21 protein-coding genes and 1 tRNA gene are annotated in these 24,444 nt (G+C 55.6%); 13 read left to right on the plus strand and 9 right to left on the minus strand.

Annotated features, from left to right (window positions below):
• Window positions 1–104: 104 nt before the first annotated feature.
• Entirely contained in the window at window positions 105–557 is a 453-nt protein-coding gene (locus HH216_RS09155; protein ID WP_169550542.1) for a hypothetical protein, read from the minus strand.
• Between the two features lie 124 nt (window positions 558–681).
• On the opposite strand from HH216_RS09155, the gene HH216_RS09160 reads away from it, so the two are divergent.
• The 3 genes from HH216_RS09160 (at window position 682) to HH216_RS09170 (ending at window position 2,996) form a co-directional block, all read left to right on the plus strand.
• On the plus strand, window positions 682–912 hold the full coding sequence (locus tag HH216_RS09160; protein WP_169550543.1) for a cytochrome b5 domain-containing protein: 231 nt from the start codon (window positions 682–684) through the stop codon (window positions 910–912).
• Between the two features lie 62 nt (window positions 913–974).
• The gene (locus HH216_RS09165) at window positions 975–1,823 is read left to right on the plus strand and encodes an N-acetylglucosamine kinase (protein ID WP_169550544.1); all 849 of its coding nucleotides are present in this window, start codon (window positions 975–977) and stop codon (window positions 1,821–1,823) included.
• Window positions 1,824–1,925: 102 nt separating this feature from the next.
• A complete protein-coding gene (locus tag HH216_RS09170; RefSeq protein ID WP_169550545.1) occupies window positions 1,926–2,996 on the plus strand; it encodes a ferredoxin--NADP reductase in 1,071 nt (356 codons plus the stop codon).
• A gap of 68 nt (window positions 2,997–3,064) precedes the next feature.
• Here the strand turns inward: HH216_RS09170 and HH216_RS09175 are convergent, their stop codons facing one another.
• Window positions 3,065–5,203, minus strand: a complete 2,139-nt coding sequence (locus HH216_RS09175) for a M56 family metallopeptidase (protein ID WP_169550546.1) — start codon at window positions 5,201–5,203, stop codon at window positions 3,065–3,067.
• Window positions 5,190–5,561 (minus strand): BlaI/MecI/CopY family transcriptional regulator, encoded by a 372-nt coding sequence (locus tag HH216_RS09180; RefSeq protein ID WP_169550547.1) that lies wholly within the window; start codon window positions 5,559–5,561, stop codon window positions 5,190–5,192. The genes HH216_RS09175 and HH216_RS09180 overlap by 14 nt, the downstream gene beginning before the upstream one ends.
• A 123-nt stretch (window positions 5,562–5,684) precedes the next feature.
• Here HH216_RS09180 and HH216_RS09185 point away from each other — a divergent pair, with 123 nt between their 5' ends.
• The 8 genes from HH216_RS09185 to HH216_RS09220 all read left to right on the plus strand — a co-directional run bounded on the left by HH216_RS09185 (window position 5,685) and on the right by HH216_RS09220 (window position 14,689).
• The gene (locus tag HH216_RS09185; RefSeq protein WP_169550548.1) at window positions 5,685–7,418 is read left to right on the plus strand and encodes a M3 family oligoendopeptidase; all 1,734 of its coding nucleotides are present in this window, start codon (window positions 5,685–5,687) and stop codon (window positions 7,416–7,418) included.
• A gap of 115 nt (window positions 7,419–7,533) precedes the next feature.
• Entirely contained in the window at window positions 7,534–7,812 is a 279-nt protein-coding gene (locus HH216_RS09190) for a hypothetical protein (protein ID WP_169550549.1), read from the plus strand.
• A gap of 199 nt (window positions 7,813–8,011) precedes the next feature.
• Window positions 8,012–9,085, plus strand: a complete 1,074-nt coding sequence (locus HH216_RS09195; protein WP_169550550.1) for an NAD-dependent epimerase/dehydratase family protein — start codon at window positions 8,012–8,014, stop codon at window positions 9,083–9,085.
• Between the two features lie 111 nt (window positions 9,086–9,196).
• On the plus strand, window positions 9,197–10,870 hold the full coding sequence (locus HH216_RS09200; protein ID WP_169550551.1) for a hypothetical protein: 1,674 nt from the start codon (window positions 9,197–9,199) through the stop codon (window positions 10,868–10,870).
• Window positions 10,871–10,890: 20 nt separating this feature from the next.
• A complete protein-coding gene (locus tag HH216_RS09205; protein ID WP_169550552.1) occupies window positions 10,891–11,838 on the plus strand; it encodes a glycoside hydrolase family protein in 948 nt (315 codons plus the stop codon).
• Window positions 11,839–11,994: 156 nt separating this feature from the next.
• The gene (locus tag HH216_RS09210) at window positions 11,995–12,813 is read left to right on the plus strand and encodes a hypothetical protein (protein WP_169550553.1); all 819 of its coding nucleotides are present in this window, start codon (window positions 11,995–11,997) and stop codon (window positions 12,811–12,813) included.
• Between the two features lie 85 nt (window positions 12,814–12,898).
• On the plus strand, window positions 12,899–13,855 hold the full coding sequence (locus tag HH216_RS09215) for a glycosyltransferase family 2 protein (protein WP_169550554.1): 957 nt from the start codon (window positions 12,899–12,901) through the stop codon (window positions 13,853–13,855).
• A 63-nt stretch (window positions 13,856–13,918) separates the two neighbouring features.
• Entirely contained in the window at window positions 13,919–14,689 is a 771-nt protein-coding gene (locus HH216_RS09220) for a glycosyltransferase family 2 protein (RefSeq protein WP_169553314.1), read from the plus strand.
• Between the two features lie 92 nt (window positions 14,690–14,781).
• Here the strand turns inward: HH216_RS09220 and HH216_RS09225 are convergent, their stop codons facing one another.
• Window positions 14,782–15,231, minus strand: a complete 450-nt coding sequence (locus tag HH216_RS09225) for a hypothetical protein (protein ID WP_169550555.1) — start codon at window positions 15,229–15,231, stop codon at window positions 14,782–14,784.
• A 56-nt stretch (window positions 15,232–15,287) separates the two neighbouring features.
• On the opposite strand from HH216_RS09225, the gene HH216_RS09230 reads away from it, so the two are divergent.
• Together HH216_RS09230 and HH216_RS09235 are read left to right on the plus strand one after the other, a co-directional pair.
• Window positions 15,288–16,271 carry a YheT family hydrolase gene (locus tag HH216_RS09230; RefSeq protein ID WP_169550556.1) on the plus strand — a complete coding sequence of 328 codons (984 nt, stop codon included), beginning with the start codon at window positions 15,288–15,290 and terminating at the stop codon, window positions 16,269–16,271.
• Window positions 16,272–16,393: 122 nt separating this feature from the next.
• Complete coding sequence (locus tag HH216_RS09235; protein WP_169550557.1) at window positions 16,394–17,344, plus strand: D-2-hydroxyacid dehydrogenase; 951 nt, start codon at window positions 16,394–16,396, stop codon at window positions 17,342–17,344.
• Here HH216_RS09235 and HH216_RS09240 read toward each other — a convergent pair.
• The 5 genes from HH216_RS09240 to HH216_RS09260 all read right to left on the minus strand — a co-directional run bounded on the left by HH216_RS09240 (window position 17,341) and on the right by HH216_RS09260 (window position 24,328).
• The gene (locus tag HH216_RS09240; RefSeq protein WP_169550558.1) at window positions 17,341–18,219 is read right to left on the minus strand and encodes a MerR family transcriptional regulator; all 879 of its coding nucleotides are present in this window, start codon (window positions 18,217–18,219) and stop codon (window positions 17,341–17,343) included. The genes HH216_RS09235 and HH216_RS09240 overlap by 4 nt on opposite strands.
• 288 nt (window positions 18,220–18,507) lie before the next feature.
• A tRNA-His gene (locus tag HH216_RS09245) sits at window positions 18,508–18,583 on the minus strand.
• Window positions 18,584–18,691: 108 nt separating this feature from the next.
• Window positions 18,692–19,312 (minus strand): superoxide dismutase, encoded by a 621-nt coding sequence (locus tag HH216_RS09250; protein ID WP_169550559.1) that lies wholly within the window; start codon window positions 19,310–19,312, stop codon window positions 18,692–18,694.
• A gap of 56 nt (window positions 19,313–19,368) precedes the next feature.
• Entirely contained in the window at window positions 19,369–19,806 is a 438-nt protein-coding gene (locus tag HH216_RS09255) for a nucleoside deaminase (protein WP_169550560.1), read from the minus strand.
• A gap of 100 nt (window positions 19,807–19,906) precedes the next feature.
• Window positions 19,907–24,328, minus strand: a complete 4,422-nt coding sequence (locus HH216_RS09260; protein ID WP_169550561.1) for a T9SS type A sorting domain-containing protein — start codon at window positions 24,326–24,328, stop codon at window positions 19,907–19,909.
• Between the last annotated feature and the right edge of the window lie 116 nt (window positions 24,329–24,444).

A 24,444-nucleotide genomic window follows, 5' to 3' on the forward strand; every position in this document is an offset into this window, starting at 1 on the left:
CGGGCTACGCGTGGCAGAACCGCACCACTGCTAGCCCGGCGGACACAAAAAAGCCGCTCCCGTGGATTGGGAACGGCCCTGTACTTAAAATGGTTTGCGACAGCTTACGGATTCGACAATGTGTAGACGTTGGTCGAATTCCCCGTTTTCTGATCGGCGGAGTTACGGGTCAGTACCAGTTCCGTGTCGGAAATGCTGGTGATAGTAAACGAAATCGTGCCGTTAACACCCGTTGGAGACGGCTGAAGATTGGTTAGCGTCAGTGTCTGCGGATTATCCTGCACCGAATACTGTCCAACGAATGTATTGCCGTCAAAAGCCGTGTACCGCGCGGTTGGGGACGACGACAGGTCGAGTTTGAAGTTACTGTAGGTAGGCCGGACATTGCTGGTGCCGCCACGGGTGTAGACCGTCGTGTTGTTCTCCGTCACGACGCGGGCTGTCCAGGCTTTGGCGATACGCTCTGAAAGTGGTGGGGTTTTATCGCCCCCGCAACCCAGCAGCACACCGGTGATCGCTACTACTGACACAAAGGAGAGGAATGCGTTCTTTCTCATGAATAAGCGTTGCATAAAACAGAAGTGGCTAAAGTTACGCTAATTTTGTTGTTACCCACAAATCATGTACCGCCGACGGACTAATATCAAACAAGTGGCGCATGCACCTCTTTCCAGCCTCGAAATGCTGCCCGTTTTTACCCGGTCGCAACTCGCGCTGCGCAACGGTTCTGACCGCGACGAAATCTGGTGTGCCTACGCCGGGCTGATCTACGATGTGTCGACGTCGCGGCTCTGGCGCAACGGGCAGCACTACGAACACTGGGCCGGGCAGGACCTGACCGACGAACTTACCGACGCGCCCCATACCGACTCGGTTTTCGCCCGATTCCGCGTCGTCGGGCGCCTGGGTTAGACTACGGTTCGTTGGTGGTCACGAGAACTACAAACCATGAACCACAAACTACAAACCAACTAATGCTCCTCATTGCCGATAGCGGCTCGACAAAAACCGACTGGCGCTGGATCGCATCCAACGGTACAGTGGCGGCTTGCCAGACCGACGGTATTAATCCGTATTACCAGACGACAGATCAGATTCGGAATACGCTGGCTAATCAACTACTGCCGAATCTGCCTGCCGATGCTATCACAAGCGTCTTTTTTTACGGAGCCGGGTGCAGTGGACCATCGGTCAATGGGCTGGTTGAGCAGGCGCTGTGGTCGGTATTGCCTGGCGCTGAGTCGGTGAACGTTGCCAGCGATATGCTGGGGGCTGCGCGGGCGGCAGCGCGCCATTCGGCAGGTATTGTCTGTATCCTGGGTACAGGCGCGAACGCCTGTTGCTACGACGGGGCGCAGATCACGCGCGGCATTCAGTCGCTGGGGTTTTGGCTGGGCGATGAAGGCAGCGGGGGGTATCTGGGTAAGACGCTGGTTCGGGCTGTTTTTCAACGAACGCTGCCTGCCGACCTGATCGATCTGTTTCAAAATCGCTACCAGCTCGACCGACCGACGCTGCTGGATAACGCGTACAAAAAGCCGAACCCCAACCGGTACTTTGCTTCGTTTACCCCATTTCTTGGCGAGCATCAACACCATCCAGCCGTTCAAACCCTGGTGACCGACGCTTTTCGGCTGTTTCTGCAAACGTACATCCAGCCATTTCCTGAGTCGATCGAGTGGCCGATTCACTTTGTGGGTTCAGTTACCTACTATTTTCAGCCGCTGCTAAAGCAAGCGGTCGAACAGGCTGGCCTAACGATGGGTTGCGTACTGAAAGCCCCCATCGATCAACTCGTGCAGTACCACCAAACCACGAACTGACGTACTTTTGTGGGCGGGTTTTAGGTTTGATGTTTACTGTCGCTGAGTATGGGCCACCAGCATTGAATATCGAACCCTGAACTTGAAACAATAAAAACACTAATGGCAAATCGGTATTTTTTGAAAGTAAATCAGGTGATTCGGGAAACGCCCGACGCCGTGACGATAACATTCTGGCACCCCATCAGCGAAGAAATTCGCTACCAGCCGGGTCAGTTTCTGACGTTTCTGCTCACCATTAACGGCGAGAAAGTGCGCCGGTCGTATTCGATGTCATCGTCGCCCCAGGTCGACGTGTCGTTGGCCGTATCGGTGAAACGGGTGCCGGGCGGACTGGCTTCCAATTATCTCTGCGACCGTATCAAACCCGGCGATGTGATCGAAACGTTGGAGCCGATGGGTACGTTTGTGCCGAAACTCGACGGGCAGAACCGCCGGACGTTGATATTGATCGGCGCGGGTAGCGGAATTACTCCGCTGTTCTCGATGGCGAAGTCGATGCTGCATACCGAGCCGAACAGCCGGGTGTGGCTTGTGTACGGCAACCGCAGTCAGGACTCGATTATCTACAAAGCCCACCTCGACGCGATGCAGCAGGCATACGGCCCCTCGCGCTTTCAGGTGACCCACGTTTTGAGTCAGCCAACGGCGGGCTGGACAGGGCTGGAAGGACGGCTGAATCAGCATTCGCTGACAAAATTGCTCAGTGATCTGTCGCCCGAAGACATTCGCGGGGCCAGCGTATACATGTGCGGTCCCGACGGGATGATGGCGGAAGCCCGTTCGGCCATGAACCTGCTCGGTATCCCCGCCGATCGGGTGTACAAAGAAAGCTTTGCCACGGCCCCTGTACCGGCGGGTGAAGTGATCGAAGACCCGATTTCGGCCGGTGATGAAGGCTCGCCCGAAGTAACGGTACTGTACGAAGGCAGTGAATACAAGTTCGCCGTCGCCCCGCATCAGACCATCCTCGAAGCGGCTCTCGACCTCGACATCGACCTGCCGTATTCGTGTCAGGCGGGTATGTGTACGGCCTGTCTGGGTAAGTGTACGTCGGGCACGGTCAAGCTGGACGAGGAAGACGGCCTGTCGGATGCCGAACTGAAAGCGGGTTATGTACTGACCTGCGTAGCCCACCCCGTCGGGCGCGACGTGGTGATCGAGATTGATTAACGAAAACAGGCCCCGAACGTCAATCTGGGGCCTGTTTTGTTTTTGTTGCGACGTGAGTCCTTACGTTTCTACTCCTTCGGCGGTGCGGGCGGGGCCGGTATAGTTACCCTACTCTTTATCGCTTTGGGTGGCGTTGCTGGTCTGGCTGGTGCTGCCGGACGTGCTTCGATAGCTGGTGGGGGAACGGCTACAGGTGCCGGGGCAGCAGGTAGAACGGGTCGAACAATAGTTCCTTGATGTACCCTATACTTCGGCAGAGCAGGCTTACGAGGTGTACGACGAGCTGGACTTCTAGCATCTACGTTTAGCTCGAGCGGCATGTTCATGTTTAACTCAAGCGCCTTATTCGCCATTTCCATCGCTTTTTCGGCTTGTTGGTTAGCATTTTCCGCGATTATGCCCGATAGTTCAGCTATTTTCTCCGTGAAAGCGTATGTGGGTTCAACCAGCTTATTTATTGAATCGGCGAGAATTTCTATACGCTGCTGATAGGGAGCGACTCGGTCCGCCATCTGACCACCTAAATCACCCATTTGTCCACCCAGGTTACCCATTTGGGTTCCTAACGCATCCATTTGCTTTTCGAGCTGCTTTTGTTGCCGGATTTTCTGGTTAAGCAGTTGCCTGGATTTTACTGAATTCTGCGCCGAGAGTTTCGCGATTTCGGCTTGTAATACGACCGTTTTTTGGGCGAAGACAGCTTGTTTCGAAGCAAGTGTGGCTTGTTGCGCAGCCAGTTTGGCCTGCCGTTCCTGTAAAGCCTGCACAAATTTCTGATTGCCCGTGTTTTTCAGTGTCAGGTCCTCCATCTCCTTGCTTATCCGATCAATCATCGGTTGCCGGTCGGCCATGATTTGGGTCAGTTCATTACTGAGTTGCTCAAGCTGGCGCTGTGCCCGCTGTAGCCGGGACGTATCCTGCATGGCGATTTTTGAACCATCCACGGTCTGAATAGTGATCCATTCATTACCAATCTTTATGGAATCGCGCACTTCCCCAATGGGCCGTTCCACCGGATTAGACGAAGCGACTGCTGGAACGGTATTCGTCGATAAGCGAATTTTAGGCGACGCAGTGACAACGGATATTGCCGGAGAAATCGCTTCTATGACTGGTTTCGGTGCGTCAATTTTTGTGATGACAGTGACGTGCGGCTTCGGTTGCTGCGCCTTTTCCGGCTGTTGCACGGCGTAGACCGATGCGCTGATGAGTAGGAGGGTTGTCAGGGTAAGCCCTGCCAGGCTCCGGTTTGACACCAGCGACCGGGTCGATAAGCCAAGTACCCGCTGCACCCGATGTAACAGTAGTTGCCGCCGACCCGCAAACGCCATTGCCAGTGTCGGAACGGGCGTCTGTTCCAGCCGACGCTCCTCGATGCGGGCCAATGCCTGCGCTAGTGCGCGCCCGTTGTCGCCACAGAGTTGCACGGCCAGATCGTCGCAGCAGTGTTCACGTTCTTCCCGCACCCGCGCCGACAGCCACCACAGAGCTGGATGAAAAAAGTAAAGCACCTCTATAATCGACTGAAGCAGGTTGACGGCGTAATCGTATCGTTTGATGTGGGCCAGTTCGTGGGCCAGTACTGCTTCCAGTTCACGATTGCTCAGGCCTGTTATCAGCCCGACCGGCAGGAGTAGCATAGGCTTCAGGGCGCCAATAATCAGCGGCCCCGCCACCTGTGCCGATTCGCGTACCAGCACCCGCGCCCGGACGTTCAGCGTTACCCGCAACCGCTCGACAATGGTCCGTTCCTGTATGAGCGGAGCGGCTACTGCCGACCGACGAAGCTGATGCAACTGGAGCCAGCCACCCGCCAGGCGGAGCCCAAACAAGGTTAAGCCAGCGAGATAGATGCAAACAAACTGGCTAAGGTGTGTATCCAGAAACAGGAGAACCTGCTGCGACCAGGACAGCGACGGCGTGCCAGCCGACAAACGAATGGTCAGGTTCGTCAACGTAACTGGGACCGACCGGCTGGCGACGGTCGCTGGCTGATAATACCAAGCAAACGTGGCGACGGATACCAGCAGTTGCACCGCGAGAACCGCCAGGCCCAGTCGGTAGCGGGCGTTGCTCGAACCGCGCCGGAGCAGGTAAAGCGTAACTGCCGTGGGCAAAACGAGCGCAAACCCCTGCCAGACGGCGTGTAGAAGGGTCCAGCCCAACGCGCGGACTACCGGGCTGTTCAAAAACTCAATCGTTGTCATGGTCAAGTTGGTTTAAAAGTCGTTTTATCTCGTCCAGTTCCTCCCGCGAGGCTTTGTGTTGCCCCAGCACCTGCATCACCAGCTTCGAGGCCGATCCCCGAAAGGCGGTCTCCACAAACCGGCTCACCAGCCCCCGCTGCGTGTCGTCTTCGCCAACGGCAGCGGTATAGGTGTGGGTTTTGGCCGAATCGTCGCGGGAAACGAACCCTTTTTCGTGCATAATCTGCATGAGTTTAAGGGCCGTTGTGTAGCCAATTTCGCGGCTTTGACTTAGTTGGTCATGAACCTGCCGGACCGTACTGGGGCCATTGGACCAGAGTACGTGCAGGATTTCCAGTTCGGCATCCGTGGGCTTCATTATCTATCTACGAATAATTTCGTAGTAAACATATACGATGCTTTTCGTAGATGCAAGAGATGAACAAAAAAGTTTGTCAGCGGCTTCTTTACTGCGTAGTTTGACCCAGTTTTTACCTGTTATATGTCAGCACTGACCATACCCACGCGCCCACCAAGACGGTTTATCGATGAATCGCTGAATCTGAACGAATGGGCCGATATAAAACCGTTTTTCGACGAACTACGCGACCGGCCTATTCACGACGCCGACGAGCTGAAGCAGTGGCTGCTGGACCGCAGCGAACTGGAGTCGTACGTATCGGAAGATTTTGCCTGGCGATATATCCGCATGACCTGCGACACCGCCAATCCTGCCCTGGTCGACCGGCTCAACTTTTTTATCGCTGACATTCAGCCGCATGTCGCTATTTACGGCAACGATCTGGATCAGAAGGCGGTCGATAGCCCTTACCTGAGTCAGCTGACCGATGCGGGCTACGACATCATGGTGCGCGGCATGCAGCAGGCTATCGCTATTTTTCGGGAGGAAAACGTACCGCTGCAAACTGATATTCAGACCGAAGAGCGGAAATATGGGGCCATTGCCGGAGCGATGACGGTTAATATCGACGGGCAGGAAATGACGCTCCCGAAAGCAAGCGGACGGCTGGAATCGACTGATCGGGCCGTTCGGGAGGAGGCCTGGCGGAAAATTGCCCAACGGCGTTACGAAGATCATGCCGTACTGGATGAACTCTTCGACCGTCTGCGTGACCTTCGGCATCAGGTCGCCGTCAATGCTGGCTTTGCCAACTTCCGCGACTATATGTTTGCCGCTCTCGGCCGGTTTGATTACACACCACAGGATTGTGCTGCGTTTCATAAGTCCGTCGCGCATGCTGTCGTACCCCTGCTCACCCGACTGGCTCACGAGCGGCAGCAAAAACTGGCGGCAAAAGACCCGGAGGTAACGGTATTACGGCCGTGGGACAGCAAGGCCGATACGGCCGGAAAGCCCCCGCTGAAACCATTTGCCACGGGCGAAGAACTGATCGACAAAACCATTGCCTGCTTCGATCGGCTCGACCGCGAACTTGGCGATGATCTGCGGATTATGCGCGAACTGGGCCATCTTGATCTGGAATCGCGGAAGGGTAAAGCACCGGGTGGCTATAATTATCCGCTCGAAGAGATTGGCGTGCCGTTTATTTTCATGAACGCCACGTCGACCCTGCGCGATCTGGTTACGATGGTCCATGAAGGCGGGCACGCCGTGCATTCGTTCCTGACGCGTGAACTGCCTCTGAAAGCATTCCGCAACCCACCGATGGAGGTGGCCGAACTGGCGTCGATGAGCATGGAACTGCTGTCGATGGATCATTGGGATGTGTTCTTCGATAATCCTGATGACCTGCGCCGAGCCAAGCGGCAGCATCTTGAATCGATTATTGAAACGCTGCCCTGGGTCGCTACGATCGATAAGTTTCAGCATTGGCTTTATGAACATCCAACCCATACCGTCGATGAACGGCGTGAGCAGTGGGTCCGTATCTACGACGAGTTTGCCGATGCCGTAACCGACTGGAGTGGGTTTGCCTACTACAAGGAATACTGGTGGCAGCGACAACTGCACATCTACGAAGTGCCGTTTTATTACATCGAGTACGGCATTGCTCAGTTGGGGGCTATCGGTGTCTGGCGCAACTACCGACGTGATGCCAAGGCTGGACTGGATGGCTACAAGCGGGCACTAAGCCTCGGTTACAAAGCCCCCATCCGCGACATTTACGCAGCCGCCAACGTCCCGTTCGACTTTTCGGCTGAGTACATCCGGGAGTTGATGGATTTTGTCTGGGTGGAGATCGAGAAGTTATAGTTCGCTTTCCAGAGTGGCGGGCTGTCGGGAACTCAACCATAAAAAAAAGCAGCCGTACGCCGTTGGCTTTTGTCTATTCCGTAATTTTGCAGAATCAAGTCGCAATCAGGTAACTATGAAACGCATATTCAGTGCTGGATTACTGGTCGGAGCGGTATTGTCGCTGGCTTCCTGTGATTATCAGAAATATAACACCGTTCGGCAGGCCGATTACCGGGCTGGTGACGTCAGTAAGACGTTCAAAGCAGGTGACCCCGAAGTATACGGACTTGGCAAAGATTCAGCGGCAGTTCAGTCGCGTTACAAATACACGCCAAACCCGGCGCTGGATGGCCGGACGCAGAAAATTCGCGAAAAACTGTTCGGCGCTGGTACCAACGATCAGGGCGCATAGTATCACGGTGCAGGTAAGAAAAATGCTTGCGCAGTAATTATGGAAAGCGGGACAACGGCCACGAGAAAGGTCGATGTCTCGCTTTCGTAGTTTGGGCCGTTTTATGATGTTACTTTTTCTACGTTACTTTGTTGGCTTGAAATCAGTTTCTTAATAGGACTTTTCAAGTAGCAAGCTTGCTCTAAATCGCGTAAACGCTATGAATATTGCACTAGTTACCGGATCGGGCGGACTCATTGGCAGCGAAGCCGTTTCGTTCTTCGCCGATAAGTTCGACCTCATCATCGGCATCGACAACAACATGCGCCAGTACTTCTTCGGGCCCGAAGCTTCCACCCAGTGGAATCAGGACCGGCTGGCCAGCGACTTCGCTACCTACGAACACCACACCGCCGACATCCGCGAGGTGAGCCAGCTGGAACCCATCTTCCAGAAGTACGGCACCGACATCAAGCTCGTGCTCCACACGGCCGCTCAGCCCTCCCACGACTGGGCCGCCCGTGAGCCCTTCACCGACTTCGGGGTCAACGCCGTCGGTACGCTCAACATGCTGGAGATGACCCGCCTGCACGCGCCCCAGGCCGTTTTCGTCTTTACCTCGACCAACAAAGTTTACGGCGACAACCCCAACTTCCTGCCTCTGATCGAAACCGAGACGCGCTGGGAAATCGACACAAACCATCCCTACTACAAAAACGGCATCGACGAGTACATGAGTCTGGACCACACCAAGCACTCGGTCTTCGGAGCCAGCAAAGTGGCGGCTGATATCATGGTGCAGGAGTATGGCCGGTATTTCGGCATGAACACGGGCGTTTTCCGGGGCGGCTGCCTGACGGGTCCCAATCACTCAGGAGCGCAGCTACACGGCTTTCTAAGCTACCTGATGAAGTGTGCCATCACCGGCACCCAGTACACCATTTTCGGCTACAAGGGCAAGCAGGTGCGCGACAACATCCACAGCTGGGATCTGGTGAACATGTTCTGGCATTTCTACCAGAACCCGCGTCCGGGCGAAGTCTACAACGCGGGTGGTGGTCGTTACGCCAACTGCTCGATGCTGGAAGCGATGGCGCTGTGCGAAGAGATTTCGGGCAACAAGATGAACTACCAGTATTCGGAGACCAACCGCAGTGGGGACCACATCTGGTACATTTCGGACCTGAGCCGCTTCAAGGAGCACTATCCAACCTGGGACTGGACCTACGATCTGCGCAGCACGATGACCCAGATCCACGACAGCATGGTGGCTCGGTTGGGAACGGGGAAATAAGCCCATGCATTACCAGTCGATTGATTGATACAGTAACTTGCCAGCCGAACGAATCACACGTGGTTCGTTCGGCTTGTCTTTTTAGCCGGTCTGTGGGCCGGTATTCAACGAATGCCCCATTTTGATACGTTTCCGACGCTGTACTGGTTACCCGTTTATGCATTATGCTGGGGGTTGCTCTGGGTATCGGTGAAGTCGGTGGTTGGGAGTCGAACATACGTGCTGGCCGCGATGCTCCTGCTGTTTTTGCTGCGATTGCCGGGCATCGTTTTCGACAACGAGATAAACCCCGACGAGAGTCAGATGATAACGCAGGCCCTGACTCTGCACCATGATCCCGTTTATTTTCGCTCAGTCGATGGCACAACGGGCGGTCCGCTGGATAGTTATTTTCTGGTGATTCCGGGCCTGCTGGGGCTACCCTTCGATTATATTACTGCCCACCTGACGGCCTGCAGTCTGGTGGCGGTTTGCCTGATGCTATTGTTCCAGACCGCCCGCCTGTGGTTCGGCGACCCGGCGGCTCGCGTGGCGCTACTGCCGCTGGTGTTTACGCTTGGCCTGACCCGCAACGGAGATTTTCTGCACTACAACAGCGAGTTGATTGCGCTGGTCCTGCTCAGTGCCGGGTACTTGTTGTACGCCCGGTTACTCAATCAGCGACGTCCGTCTGTGGCTATGCTGGCGGCTGTGGGGCTGATGCTGGGCATGGTCCCGTTCGGTAAGTTACAGGCTGTGCCGTTGGCCGCCGTGGTCGGGCTGTTCGTCGGCGTGGATGTGCTGCTTCGACCGGCGCTGACCCTAGGTGAGAAAGGCATCCGACTGGCGGTACTGGCCGTTAGTGCGACGCTGTTTCCGGTACTGGTAATTGTGCTGACTAAAGCCAACGGGGTCTACGACGACTTTATTACCTTTTATATCGAAGGCAATTTTCGCTACGCCAGCAACACCAGTCAGGTCGACAGCCTGCTGAGTCTCCCACGTTTTCTACACCGGGGTACTGAGTTCGAGTGGCTGGTTTATTTCGCCGGTATTGTCTGGATTGCCGGTCTGTTTGTCGGTGGTCGACGGGAACGGTTGCCGTGGCAGATTAGCGGGTTTATCGGCGTATTGCTCATCGCGACGCTGTTTGCCATCACCCGGACGGGGTCTGAATACGTCCACTACCTGTACTTTCTGACGGGGCCGGTGCTGTTTGGATTTGCCTATGGCTGGCAGCGGCTGAACGTCGACGGTACGTCGGGGCGGTGGATTGCGCTGGGAACAACGGCTTTCTTTCTCCTGATCTTCGGGGCTACGACCTTACAACGCTACCGCATCGGCGAACCCATAAATCCGTACCCGTCCGATGGGCAGGGCGGGTGGAAAGTGCAGCCGTCGGCGGTATCGAAGGTGGTGCAACGGTATGCCAAACCCGGTGAACCGCTGGTGGTCTGGGGCTGGCGCTGCGATTACTACGTACAGACGCAGATGCCGCAGGGTGTGGCCGAAAACCACAGTATCCGAAGTGCGTTTGCCCATCCGATGCTGGCCGAGTATCAGCAACGCTATGTGCGCGATTTTCGTCGGTCGGTGCCGCCCGTCTTTGTCGATGCTGTCGGTAGTCAGAACCTGTGGATGACCGACCGCCGGACACAGGGCCATGAACTAATCAAGCCGCTTGGCCAGTTTGTTGCCGCTCACTATTCGCTTGTTGGCTTGGCAAATGACGCCCGTATCTACGTTCGCAATGACCGGCTCAGAGCGGTCGACGGCCCGACTACTGGCACAAAAACTGCTAATTAATTCTTCGAACCACTTTCACTATGTGGACAAAAAAAGGACTCGTTTACAAACCCGACGGCGAAATGCCGTTTAGCCGCACCCACGCACAGGTACCATTCGGCTACCCGATGGGCGACAAACTGCGCGTGTATTTCTCGACCCGCGACGAGAACATCTCGTCGGCCACGTCGTTTGTTGAGCTTGATCCCAACGATCTGAACCGCGTCACGTACGTACACGATAAGCCCTGCCTGACGAAAGGCGAGGTCGGTATGTTTGACGATAGTGGCGCGATGCCGTCTTGGTTTCTGCCCGTAGGCGATGAAATCTGGCTGTACTACACCGGCTGGAACCGGAGCGAAACCGCCAGCTACCGGCTGGGTATCGGTCTGGCGATTAGCCGCGATGGTGGGCTGACGTTTGAACGCAAGTACACCGGTCCGCTGCTCGATCGCTCGATTTACGATCAGGTCTGGATTGCACAGCCCTGCGTGATGCGCGAAGAACAGCCCGACGGCAGCGTTCGGTGGCGGATGTGGTATCTGTCGTGTACGAAGATCGAAGTGATCGACGGGCATCCCGAACCCTTCTATGACGTGAAATACGCCGAGTCGACCGACGGTATCAAATGGGAGCGGACAGGGCAGGTGTGCGTTGGGTACGACGACTTTACCGATGCAATCGGTCGGCCTACGGTTTACAAAGACGGCGATTTGTACAAAATGTATTTTTCGTACCGCAACGCGACCAACTACCGCACCGATGTACAGCGTAGCTATCGCATTGGTTACGCCGAGTCGGCAGACGGTATCAGCTGGACACGGCGCGACGAATTGGCAGGTATCGAACGGTCGGCAGAGGGCTGGGATTCACTGATGATGGACTATTGCCACATCTTCCCGCATCAGCAGAACTGGATAATGCTTTACAACGGTAACGGCTTCGGTGCATCGGGTTTTGGCTACGCCAGTCAGCCACGAAAAAACTAAGTCCTTATCCAGCGGGTTTGTATTTTAACCAGATCGCCTACATTTGCACCGGGTTGCGATCTGGGTAAAATCAGGGTTGTCGCTGACTTATGACAGGCGATAACAGCCAGTAAACCAGAAACTTTGGACCAGCGTAACGAACGAAACAGCAATAAAATGAAAGAAGTAGCCAAACACATAATTAAGGTTGACGCCGAGCTGAAAGATGGAGTAATCGTACCGGAAATTCCGTACGAGGAAGTGATGCGGCTGGTCAACGAACCTAATATCGTTATCGTCAAAACGGGTATTCCGGCGGAGAAGCTAACGAAGGTAATCGAAGGAACCCGTGCCTGGGCTGCCAAAACACCTCTGGCCGAAGGACCGGATACGTTCGACAATAATCAGCACAAACAGCGACTCCATATCGCCAAGATTCAGCAGGCACCCCAGCTTTTCCACGACCACACGTTCGACGCGATCCTGGACCACGAGCCGGATTTCAAAGAAACGCTGCTGGAGGTGTTTAATCCAATGCGCGGCTTCTGGAACAACCTGACCGGCAACAACGAAGAGTTTGGTATTCACAAGGGATCGCCCTACTTCCACCCGCAGGTGACGCATTACCCGCTGGGCGGTAGCTTCTTCGGGCGGCACTGGCACCCGCTCAACCCGCAGAAAGTGGGTATGATTCTGGCCCTGAATCAGTACGGCCGCGAATACAATTCCGGCGGTACGGGTTACGTCATCAACGACCACATCGTTGAAACAGAAGGGTATCAGGACATGGGCGATATGATCCTGTTCCGCTACGACCTGCCCCACTGGGTAAGCCCATCGAGCTTCGCCGATCGTTTCAGCTGGGAAGACCCCGCCGGTCGCTGGGTATCGATTCTGCCGTTCTACAACCCGTGGGGAACGCCCGCCGAGAAAGATGAGCCGCAAGGCTGGAAAACCCAGATTCAAAATGCCAAATCGGCAGAAGCTGCGGTGTAAGGAATCAACTAATGTTGTTGGCGGTCTGTCGTTAGTCGTTTGAACTGGCGCAGACCGCCAACCGCATTTTGTAACAAACCTGCTAATGCCTAAAGTCAGTGTTCTGATTATCACGTATAATCAGCATAAATTTATCCGTAAAGCCATCGATAGTGCGCTGGCGCAACGGACTACGTTTCCCATCGAAATTCTGGTGGGCGATGATTTTTCCAGTGATGGTACCCGCGAGATCATCCAGGAATACGAACGGCACCATCCGGGTTTGGTGATTGGCGTACTGCACCCGCGTAACATGGGTAAAAATGGCGGTATCAACTTCCTGGAAACCCTGAAACTGGCGAAAGGTGAGTACTATGCGCTGATGGATGGCGACGATTACTGGACGAACCCGGACAAGCTTCAGATGCAGGCCGATTTTCTGGATGCCCATCCCGATTATTCGACTGTGTTCCATAATGCGCTGATTACGTACGAAGATGGTGCGCCGTCGCACGTGCTGAACGAGCCCGGTATAAAGGAGTCGTACACGGTCGATGATCTGATCGGTGAAAACGAAATCTGGTTCATGGCAACGTCGAGCACCATGTACCGCAACAACATCAAGGAGTACCCGACCTGGTTTCGCGAATCGTCGAGTGGCGACATTCCCCGGTTAATCCTGAAGGCCAAGCTGGGTAAGATCGGGTATATACCAGAGGTGATGTCGGTGTACCGGAAAAACCGCGCCGGAGCCAGCTACCACGACAATGAGCGCGACGAGGTCTTTCTGCGAAACCGCATTCAGATGTACAGCGATATCAACCGCGAGTTGGATTTTAAATATAACCGGACGCTCCGCCGGAATATGGCCCGCTACTACCGGATGATGCTCGACGCTAAACAGTACGAAAAAAGCTATTTTCGCCGGGCGCGGCTGGCGCTGAAGTACCTGTACATGGCGCAACCCGGCTGGGATAAAACCAAAGACGTGGTCTGGTTTTACCTGTTGCCAAAGCCCCTTACCAGGCTGTACAGTACGATACGGTTGCTGCCGCATCGGTAATGAATTAAACTAATTTCGTAGTCAAGTCGTCTGTCCCAGCATAGTATGCCAGTTAATAACATGTTGAAACTTAGCGTTGTCATCCCCGCCTACAACGAAGAAGAATCGATCACGCCTACGCTGCGATCGCTTTATCAGACGCTGAGTAAATACGGCATTCCGCACGAGATCTGCGTTACCAACGACAACTCGAAAGATGGTACGCTGCGGGTACTGACCGAACTGGCGGCCACTGAAATCCCGACGCTGGTACCGTTTACCAATCCTGGCCCCAACGGCTTTGGTTACGCCGTTCGCTACGGGCTGGAACGCTTTACCGGCGATTGTGTGGCAGTATTCATGGCCGATATGTCCGACGACCCGGAAGACCTGGTCAGGTATTACGAGAAGATGATGGAAACCGGTTCTGATGCTGTGTTCGGCTCGCGCTGGGAAAAAGGCGGTAAAGTTGTCGACTATCCGCCCCTCAAAAAATTCATCAATCGCGTTGCCAACTTCATCGTCAGAATGGTGATGGGTATCCGGTACAACGACACGACGAATGCGTTCAAGCTTTACAAACGGGAGACAATCGAAGGAATTAAGCCGTTTCTGTCGCCCCACTTCAACCTGACCGTCGAACTGCCGCTGAAAGCGATTGTTCGGGGCTACACCTACGAAGTAGTACCCAACAGCTGGACCAACCGGAAATACGGCGAGTCGAAGCTGAAGATCAAAGAAATGGGTAGTCGGTATTTCTTTATTCTGATGTACTGCCTGATTGAGAAATACTTCTCGCAGGGCGACTTCCGCAAGAAAACCGCCAGCACACCCACATCAACCGTTAGCCGGTAGGACCGTCGCTGGCAATATCCCCGCTGTTGGCTCTTAGTCTGGAAAGTCGACACCGGCGTGGTCCGGCAACCGCGATGCTGTAGGTAACAAGGCTACCGGTGACTGAAGAAGCCGGTCAGGCCGGGGATTTGATAGAGCAGCAGCGTTTGTAAAACAGCCCAGAACGCGGCACTGACCAGCATGTGTGTCAGCAGCCGCAGCCGGCCAACCCGGAACGAAACGGCGATTGCCGTACCACCTATAGGCGTCAGAATCAACGGAGTCAGGAAGGCGATACCAGCCATACCAAACCGCTTCCAGACGCGGACCGCCCGACGCGTACGGGTGGTAAACCGGCGTGGTTTTCGCGACCGATACCGGTCGATCAGTTTCTGAATTCCCGCGCCTGCATACGTAACGACCAGTACGCTCAGCATCATGCCCAGCGTAGTACCCAGCGCGGTCTGTAGCCACGGAACGCCCAGCGCGGCCCCGGTAAGTGGCCCTCCAATGAACTTGATAGTGCTGGCGATAATGATCGAAGCGAGTTTAGCTAGCTGCATGTACTGGTACTTGTCACGGAACAACAGTTCGACCCGGCGGGTTGTTCTGATTACCTATGCCCCTGATTCCATCTGCCTATCCCGGTGCGCCCGCTTACCAGTACAACGGCCATCTGCAAACCATTTTTCCCAGCCTGACCCGACGGGTTGTGGGAGTCAGCTACAAGCGCGAACGCCTGACGCTGACCGATGATGACTTCGTTGATCTGGACTGGCTGCGGGCAGGATACGATAAGCTTATCATCCTGACGCACGGACTGGAAGGGGATAGTCACCGGCAATATATGATGGGGACGGCAAAATTGTTCGCCGAGGCTGGCTACGATGTGCTGGCCTGGAACTGCCGGTCGTGCAGCGGCAGCATGAACCGGGCGTTCCGGCTCTATAACCACGGCGAAATCGGCGATATTGGGGAGGTGATCGAACACGCCAGTCGGACCCATCCTTACCGGGAAATCGTGCTGATGGGCTACAGCATGGGGGGCAACATCATACTCAAGTACCTGGGCGTTCAGGGAGGCAACCTGCATACGGCGATCAAACGGGGAGTTGCGGTATCCTCGCCAACGGACCTTGGAGCCAGTGCGCAACTGCTCGACCGGCCGGGTAACCGGTTTTATCGCAATCGATTTATGAAAAAGCTGGTGCGAAAAGTAGCGCAGAAAGCGGCTTCGTTTCCCGGTCGGCTGGATATGAACAACCTGCGCCGGGTGCGGCACTGGCGCGATTTCGACGACTTTTTCTCTGCTCCCATCAACGGGTACCGCGATGCGGCTGATTTCTACGAGCAGGCATCGGCGGTAAATTTCATGCCGTCGGTTACTATTCCGGTGCTGTTACTCAACGCGCAGAACGACCCGTTGCTATCGCCGGAGTGTTCACCCGGCTGGCTGGCCGAATCGCACCCGCATATTTTTTTGGAAACCCCAGCCACGGGTGGGCACGTCGGCTTTGCCGTGCCGCGCGATTTGCACACGTATGCCGAACGGCGGGCGCTGGCATTTGCACAGGGCAATCTGGACACACTGTCAGTAAGATGAAGCATGCGTATCTCCATTCCCATCAGCAAGGGGATGGGCGTACATGCTGCGGGCAACCGAAACTGTAAAACTATAAAACTGTACGACTTCACAACTGTTAAACCGTACAACTCAGCAATCCCATGATTATCGTTTATCCCGACGCGTACACAATCAATCCCGGTGATCTCGACTGGCAACCGCTCAACGCTCTTGGCGACGTACGATTGTACGACCGAACCAGTCCCGACGAGCTGCTGGGCCGGATCAAAGACGCCGACGCAGTGCTGGTTAACAAGGTGAAGCTAAACCGCCAGACGTTGGCCCAACTGCCGAACCTGCGCTACATCGGCGTGACGGCAACGGGCTATGACATCATTGACATGGACGCGGCCCGCGAACAGAACATTGTCGTGACCAACGTAAAAGGGTATAGCTCTGATTCGGTGGCTCAACTGACGTTCGCGCTGTTGCTGGAACTGGTTCTTCACGTCGGGCGGCACAATGCCAGTGTACAGGCGGGTGACTGGGTGCGATCCGCCGACTTCAGCTACGCCAAATCACCGCTGATTGAGTTGGCTGGTAAAACACTTGGGCTGGTTGGGTACGGCGACATCGGAAGCCGGGTAGCTGCGATTGGTCGGGCGTTTGGTATGCGGGTGCTGGTCAACCGGCGGAATACGGACGAGCAGGAGGATGGCATCACCCTCGTTGATCGCGAAACACTGTTTGCCGAAAGCGACGTTGTATCGCTGCACCTACCCGCTACCGCCGAAACGACAGGCTTCGTCAACGCCGAGCTGCTGAACAAGATGAAGTCGTCGGCTTTTCTGATAAACACCAGCCGGGGTACATTACTGAACGAAAAGGATGTAGCGCAGGCGCTGAACGAAGGCAAATTGGCCGGAGCCGGCCTCGACGTCCTTTCCGTCGAGCCACCCAAAGCCGACAACCCGCTGCTGACAGCAAAAAACTGCCTGCTGACACCGCACATAGCCTGGGCAAGTTACGAAGCCCGTGTCCGGCTGATGCAGGCTGTTGTTGACAACCTGCGCGCTTTTCAGGCGGGCAAGCCAATCAATGTTGTCAGTTAAGTACCGGCGATACGAATCAAATCCTGAATCTGGTTAATGACTGTCGCGTTGTCGGATACCTCAATGTCCTGCCCAACCACCTGATAGCCTGTTAGCAGCAGGTGTGCATCCGGAAAGGCACTAGCCATCCGATCGACGTATGGCTGCACCTCGTGGTTTGAGGGTACTGACGTGAAAGCCGAAAAAATGTAGTCGGGGCGGTGCACGTTGTAAGCAAACTCCAGTTCACTGAACGGCAGGCTCTGCCCCAGATAAATGACCTTGTTATAGCGTGCCCGGATGATGTAGCTGGCGAAGAGCAGACTGATTTCGTGTAACTCGCCCTCCGGCAAAAACAGCATGTACGTCTTGCCGTTTGGCCGTTGCTTGCTTACCTGCCCATCGATAGCAACGATAATCTTCTGGCGAATCAGGTTGCTGATGAAATGCTCCTGCGCGGGTCCCACCGAACCCGTCACCCAGAGCGTACCCAGTCGGCTTAGGAATGGGTACACGATGTTGATGATCGTGTTCTCGAAACCAAACTGGAGAATATTCGTGCTGATGATCTTCTCGAACCGGTCTTCGTCGAGATCGATCATTGAGATAGTCAGCGCGTGAATCTGGTCAGGGTAGCTTTGCTGCCGGTCAGAGATTTTGATAACCTCCCGGTTCATCTCGTCGAGCGACAGCTTCGATATTTCAGAGATCTTATGACCGTGGTCTTTCAGCAGCGCAATGTTGAGGACCAGCTTTAAATCCCGGTCGTCATACGTGCGGATGTTGGTATCCGTCCGTTTCGGAGCAATAATGTTGTAGCGCTGCTCCCATATGCGCAACGTGTGCGCTTTAATACCGGAAAGCTGCTCGAGGTCTTTGATTGAGTAGTTGCTCATACGACAACGTGCTTGAAACGTAGGTTGTGGACGCGATACCAGATGAGCAACAAAAGAACCAGACTATGAAAATGCAGCTCAGGTATTCACTGATTGACTTGCAATATATGAAGTAAAACGTGTGAAAAGTGGAGTTTGTTTAATGGAAGGTAGTTAAATCTTAAACAAACTATACTTTTTGTGTAGTATAGGGTATGTGTTAGTATGCATATTGTTAGGATACGGGGCAGTCAGCACACGAGGGCATAAAAAAAGCCCCCCAAATAAAATTGGGGGGCTTTGTACACTGGGTGAAAGACGGGGCTCGAACCCGCGACCTTCGGAACCACAATCCGACGCTCTAACCAACTGAGCTACAATCACCGTTTTGGGACTGCAAAGATAAGGACAAGTCAGGCAGATTTGGAAATGATATGGGAAGAATATTTTCGGCTCTTACCGTCAATACACTTCCCATACCGTATCGACAAACCTAGCTGGCAGCTTGCTTGCCTTCCTGGTAACGGGTGTTCGCTGCGTTCCAATCTACCACGTTAAAGTAAGCTGCAATATAGTCAGGACGCTTATTCTGATACTTCAGGTAGTAAGCATGTTCCCAGACGTCCAGACCAATGATCGGGAAGCCTTTAACTTCGGCTACGTCCATCAGTGGGTTGTCTTGGTTGGGGGTCGACGTAACGGCCAGTTCACCGTCGCCGGTTACGATCAGCCACGCCCAGCCCGAACCAAAACGGGTTGTAGCTGCTTTCGTGAATTCTTCTTTGAACGCGTCGAACGAACCAAATTTCTTGTCGATTGCTTCGGCCAGTTCGCCTGTTGGCTGACCACCGCCATTACCCGACAGCGTATTCCAGAACAGGGTATGGTTATAGTGTCCACCGCCATTGTTGCGAACCGCGACTGGCGCCTGACTAACCGACTTCAGCAGATCTTCGATCGATTTGCTGTCCATATCCGTACCGGCGATGGCGTTGTTGAGGTTGGTTACGTAGGCGTTATGGTGCTTATCATGGTGAATTTCCATGGTCTGCTTGTCGATATTGGGTTCCAGCGAATCACTGGGGTAGGGCAGTGGATCTAGTACGAATGCCATTGGGTGAATGTGTTAGATGGGAAATCGTTCGGAGGAGTTAACACGTCCATTTTAGATTATGTTCTTAAGCCCTGGAAAAACTTCATCAGCAATGCCTGGCTCTCGTCGCCCAGTACGCCCGTCTCAATCCGGGTTTTGGGGTGTAGCAGCGGGGTATCGATCCGGCGGTAACCGCGCTTGGTATCGGGCGCGCCAATCACCAGCCGCCCCAGTTGCGCCCAGTACAGCGCCCCCGCACACATGACGCAGGGTTCGAGCGTAACGTAGAGGGTGCAGTCGGTCAGGTATTTGCCGCCGAGGTATTGCGATGCGGCTGTCAGGGCAAGTATTTCGGCGTGGGCAGTTACATCGCTCAGTTGCTCGGTTTGGTTGCGCCCTTTACCAATGATCCGATTATGGCTTACTACCACCGCCCCAACGGGAATTTCACCGTCGTCGGCGGCTTCTTCGGCCAGTCCCAGCGCAATTTCCATGAAGTATTCGTCGGGGAACATAGGCGGAACGGAAAATGACGTGAACAGAGAATAATATAGCGGCTGGCGTAAAGATAAAGAACCTGATTACGCCAGCCGCTATACTATTTCTTTTCACTTGCTACTGTATCAAGATGCGCCGGACCACCTGCCGGTCGCCGACCTGAATCCTGAGCAGATACGTGCCGGCTGGCTGCTGACTAACGTCCAGTGTCGTTTGTCTTGTCCGCGTTGTCTGGTTCAGCACTGGTCGGCCACCCCCGTCGTGCAGCGTCAGTACGGCCGGGTCGCGGGTGAGGGCTGCGTCGATGTCGATGGTCAGCGTTGTCGTTGTCGGAACGGGGTACACACTAACCAGTGGGCCGAGTGCCGGGTCTTCAACGCCCAATACTTTCTGTACCGTCACGACCGCCGTGCCTGATGCTGCCGTACCCACACCGCAGTTGTTGCTGACGCTGGTCAGCTGGTAGGTCGTATTCCGGGATGGTCGAACTTCCAGCGCGTAGGGGCTGCTGGTGGCCGTGACCGTGTAAGAGCGCAGGCTGTCGGCGTATGCGAATGTCCAGGGCGCTTCTCCGCCGAATGTCAGCGTCAGTGTGGCGGGAGATCCTTCAAAGATCGACTGCGTACCGGTGAGTGTTGCCGTAGCCCTCGACCGGACGGTCAGGATCGATGGGCTGCTGCTGCCGATAACACCGACGCTGGGGTTCGATCCTTTCACCCGAACGTAATATTGCCCGGCTGCCAGTGTAAGCGGTAGCGCTGCTGTCACCACCGTGCCCGTTGTGCCGTTGGGCGACACCGTGATTTTCCGGCTGGTATCGGCTACGCTGACCAGTTCACTTGTAAACAGATTCCCTGCGTTGAACTGGCCGGTTGTCGTGAAGGGAACCGCGAACGAGCTACCCGCACAGACCGTGGTTGTTTGCAGGGCGCTGGTCGTAATGGTCGGTACCCGCACCGTAATCGTAGCCGTTGCCGGATTGCCGGGCAGGCCCACCCCGCAGCTGTTAGCCACCGAAACAATCTGATACGTCGTGTTGCCGCGGGGCAACACATAAATCGTCGTGTCATTGGTCCGGCTAACACCGCTGTACCCGTCGGTCAGCGTATAGCTGAACGGTGGCGCACCGGTAAAGCTAAGTTTGACGGGAGCCAATGAACCCAGGTTCACATCGCTCGATCCGTTCAGGGCCAGCGTCGGCACCACGTTGACGATAACCCGAATCGTCGAACGAGCGCTGTAACAGCCATTGGCACCGATCTGATAGACGTAGAACGCATCGCCCCCCGGTGTTACGTTGCTGTTGAGGGTCGATGGTGTCGGGGCTTCGTTGAAAGTACGGTTGTACGGATCAATCCAGCGTAAGGTACCGCCGTTGGCCGCGCTTGCCTGTAATGGTGTAGCCGTTGCGTTGATGCAGTAGCTGACCAGCGACGTCGACACGGTCGGGGTGGGGGCTGTATTGACCGTGACCTGCAAGGTGGCTTTATCGCTTGAGCAGCCATTGACCGTTTGCGTTACCTGATAAGCGTACGTGCCTGCCTGCGTAATAGACGGCGTGGGGGCCGACTGAAAGGCGTTGCCATCGGTATTGTACCAGCGCAGATTATCGCCCGATGCGGTTACGGGGGCTACGTTCTGCGCGGGCTGATCCTGGGTTGGCTGGCAGTACGACAGATTAGCGACGCCGGGCAGACCGGGCAGGGGCTTGATCGTAACAGTCAGACTTGCCTTCTGCTGGCTCTCGCAACCGTCGACGGTCTGCGTGGCCTGATACGTCTGCTGGCCGACTGTATTGGTTGGCGGGGTAGGCGCACCCGAGAGGGAGTTCCCGGAACCGTCGTACCATTTGATGTTGCTGCCCGTTGCGCTCAGTTGCTGCGACCCGGCTCCGTTGCAATAATCGACCGGTGTTACGCCTGGCGCGCCCGGCGTCTGTTTCACCACTACAGCAATCCCTGACCGATTCGCCGACTCACAGCCATCGAGTGTTTGGCTGACATAATAGGTGGTCGTTCCGGGTGTTGTCGATGAAAGAGCCGGAGCTGCGGTTGTGCTCGTACCACCGATGGCACTGGTACCGTACCAGTTGAGGGTGGCTCCTGCCGATGCCGTGGCTGTCAGTCCTGGCGCATTGGTATTCTGACAAAATGTTAGATTGACGACGTCGGGCCGGGCGGGCGTCTGCTTCACCACGATTGCAACCCCTGCCCGCTCGCTTTCGCAGCCGTTGACCGTTTGCGTTGCGTAGTAGGTGGTTGTGCCTGTGCTGCCTGTCGATGGAGTCGTGGCGGCCGAACTGCCGCTACCACCGCTCTGACTGGTGCCATACCAGCGTAGAGCCGTCCCGGTTGCCGACAGGGGTTGAGCCGTTACGCCCGAACAATAGGGCCCTGCCGACGCGATGGAGGGCTGGCCCGGTACTGCGTTGACGGCAACGGTTATAGTCGCCTGCGCGCTTTCACAGCCGTCAACCGTCTGACTGACATAATAAGGTGTTGAACCCGTAGCGGCTACCGATGGGGTAGGGGCAGTGGTCGAAGGCGTTCCGGTCTGGCTGGTGCCGTACCAGTTTATCGTACTGCCACTGGCGGTGGTAGCGGTTAACGCACCGGCCGATTGATTCTGGCAGAGCGATAGATTCGTGACGCCCGGTGCGGCTGGTGTTGGCTTAACGGTTATGCTGATTGATGCGCGCGTACTTTCGCAACCGTCAGTTGATTGACTGACGTAATACGTTCGTGTACCGGGCGTCGATGTACTCGGGACGGTGGCGGTGGTCGAAGGCGAACCGCCCGTCGCGTTTGTGCCGTACCAGTTGAGGGTGGAACCCGACGCCGACGTTGCCGTCAGAGCAGCCGCCGTCTGACCGGGGCAGTACGACGGGGGCGCTGATACAGTAGGTGCCGATGGGCTTTGCCGGATTACCACGCTGATTGCCGCACGCGGCCCTTCACAGCCGTTACGCGTCTGACTGACGTAATAAGTTTCCGATTTTTGATTGCTGGGAACTGGGGCGTTCGTTGATGATGAACCACCAGTCTGATTCGTACCGTACCAGTTGAGCGTCGCCCCATTGTCAGCTGCTGCCTGCAAGGCCGGGAGAATAGTGCCCTGACAGAACGTGCTGGATGCCTGAACCGTGGGCGCACCCGGGAGACCACTGACGGTTACGGAGATGCCCGCACGCGGCCCTTCGCAACCATTGACCGTCTGACTGACATAATAAACGGTCGTGCCGACGGCGGTAACCGAAGGCGTGGGGGCAGTCGTTGATGGTGAACCGCCAGTTTGGTTCGTACCGTACCAGTTGAGCGTACCACCCGACGAGGGGGTAGCGGTCAACGGAGCTACCGACTGATTCTGACAGACACCAACGGGTGTTGAAATGCCGGGAGCCGACGGGCTTTGTTTCACCGTAACGGCGATGCCGGCGCGGGGGCTTTCGCAGCCGCTCAGTGTCTGGCTGACGTAGTAATTGAGCGTGCCCGGTGTCGTTGTGCTTGGTATGGTGGCGGAAGATGAAGGGGTTCCTCCCGTCGCGTTCGTACCGTACCAGTTCAGCGTACCACCTGACGAGGGGGTAGCGGATAGGGCCGTAGCCGTCTGACCGGGGCAGTAGGCCGGTGGGGCCGATACGCCCGGTGCGGCTGATGCCTGTCTTATCGTCACGGTGATGGCGCTGCGGGCACTTTCGCACGTTCCCCGTGCCTGACTGACGTAGTAAGTAGCCGGCGCCTGGTTATCGGGTACGGGGGCCACCGAACTGCCGGTACCGCCGTTGGCGCTGTTGCCATACCAGATCAACGTAGCCCCATTATCGGGGGTTGCGCTCAGAGCGGATAATGTAGCTCCCTGACAGGCCGAAAACGAAGCCTGCGTGCTTGGCGCACCCGGGGTGCCGTAAACTGTGACATTCAGTGTGGCGCGGTTACTTTCACAGCCGTTCAATGACTGACTAACGTAGTACGAAACGACACCGGTGGTTGATGTCGCTGGCGTTGGGGCAACCGACGAAGGGGTACCACCCGATGCTACTGTGTACCAGTTAAGTGAGGCTCCGCTGACGGGTGATGCCGAGAGGGCTGTAGCCGTCGCCCCCTGACAGTAAGTACGGTCGGTAACGCCGGGTGTGCCGGGCGTACCTACTGTCAGGCCTACGCTGTTCGCGCTGGTCCGGGCGGGGCCGCTCGATGAAACTCGTACCTGATAGGCGCTACCAGCCGCCGTATTCGCCGGAACGGTGGCCGTGATGGTCAGGTTGGTCGCAGCGGTTCCCGAACTGGGCGACGATGATAGTGTACCGATAGCGACCGTAGACGCCCCGAACGTGCCCGACGCGTCCGACAGCTGCGCGGTAAACGTGTTGCCTGCGTTGAACGTGCCGGTCGTGGAGAAGGGCACGGTGATGGTTTTTCCCGCGCAGGTAGCCGATGGTGATAACGTACTGACGGTAATGCCTTGCGCCAGTCCGTTCAATGGCAGTCCCAGCCCACAGAGTACCAAAAAGGAGAAACAGCGAAGTAGAAATTGTTGCATAGACTTGGATTTCCTGGTTGGTAAAGGTAATGGATTTGTAAATTATCCACAGAATATAGTATTCAAACCATAGCCTTTGGAAACATACGCGCAATAAAAATGCCACGCGCAGGCAG

The organism is Spirosoma rhododendri (assembly GCF_012849055.1).
Lineage (GTDB): Bacteria > Bacteroidota > Bacteroidia > Cytophagales > Spirosomataceae > Spirosoma > Spirosoma rhododendri.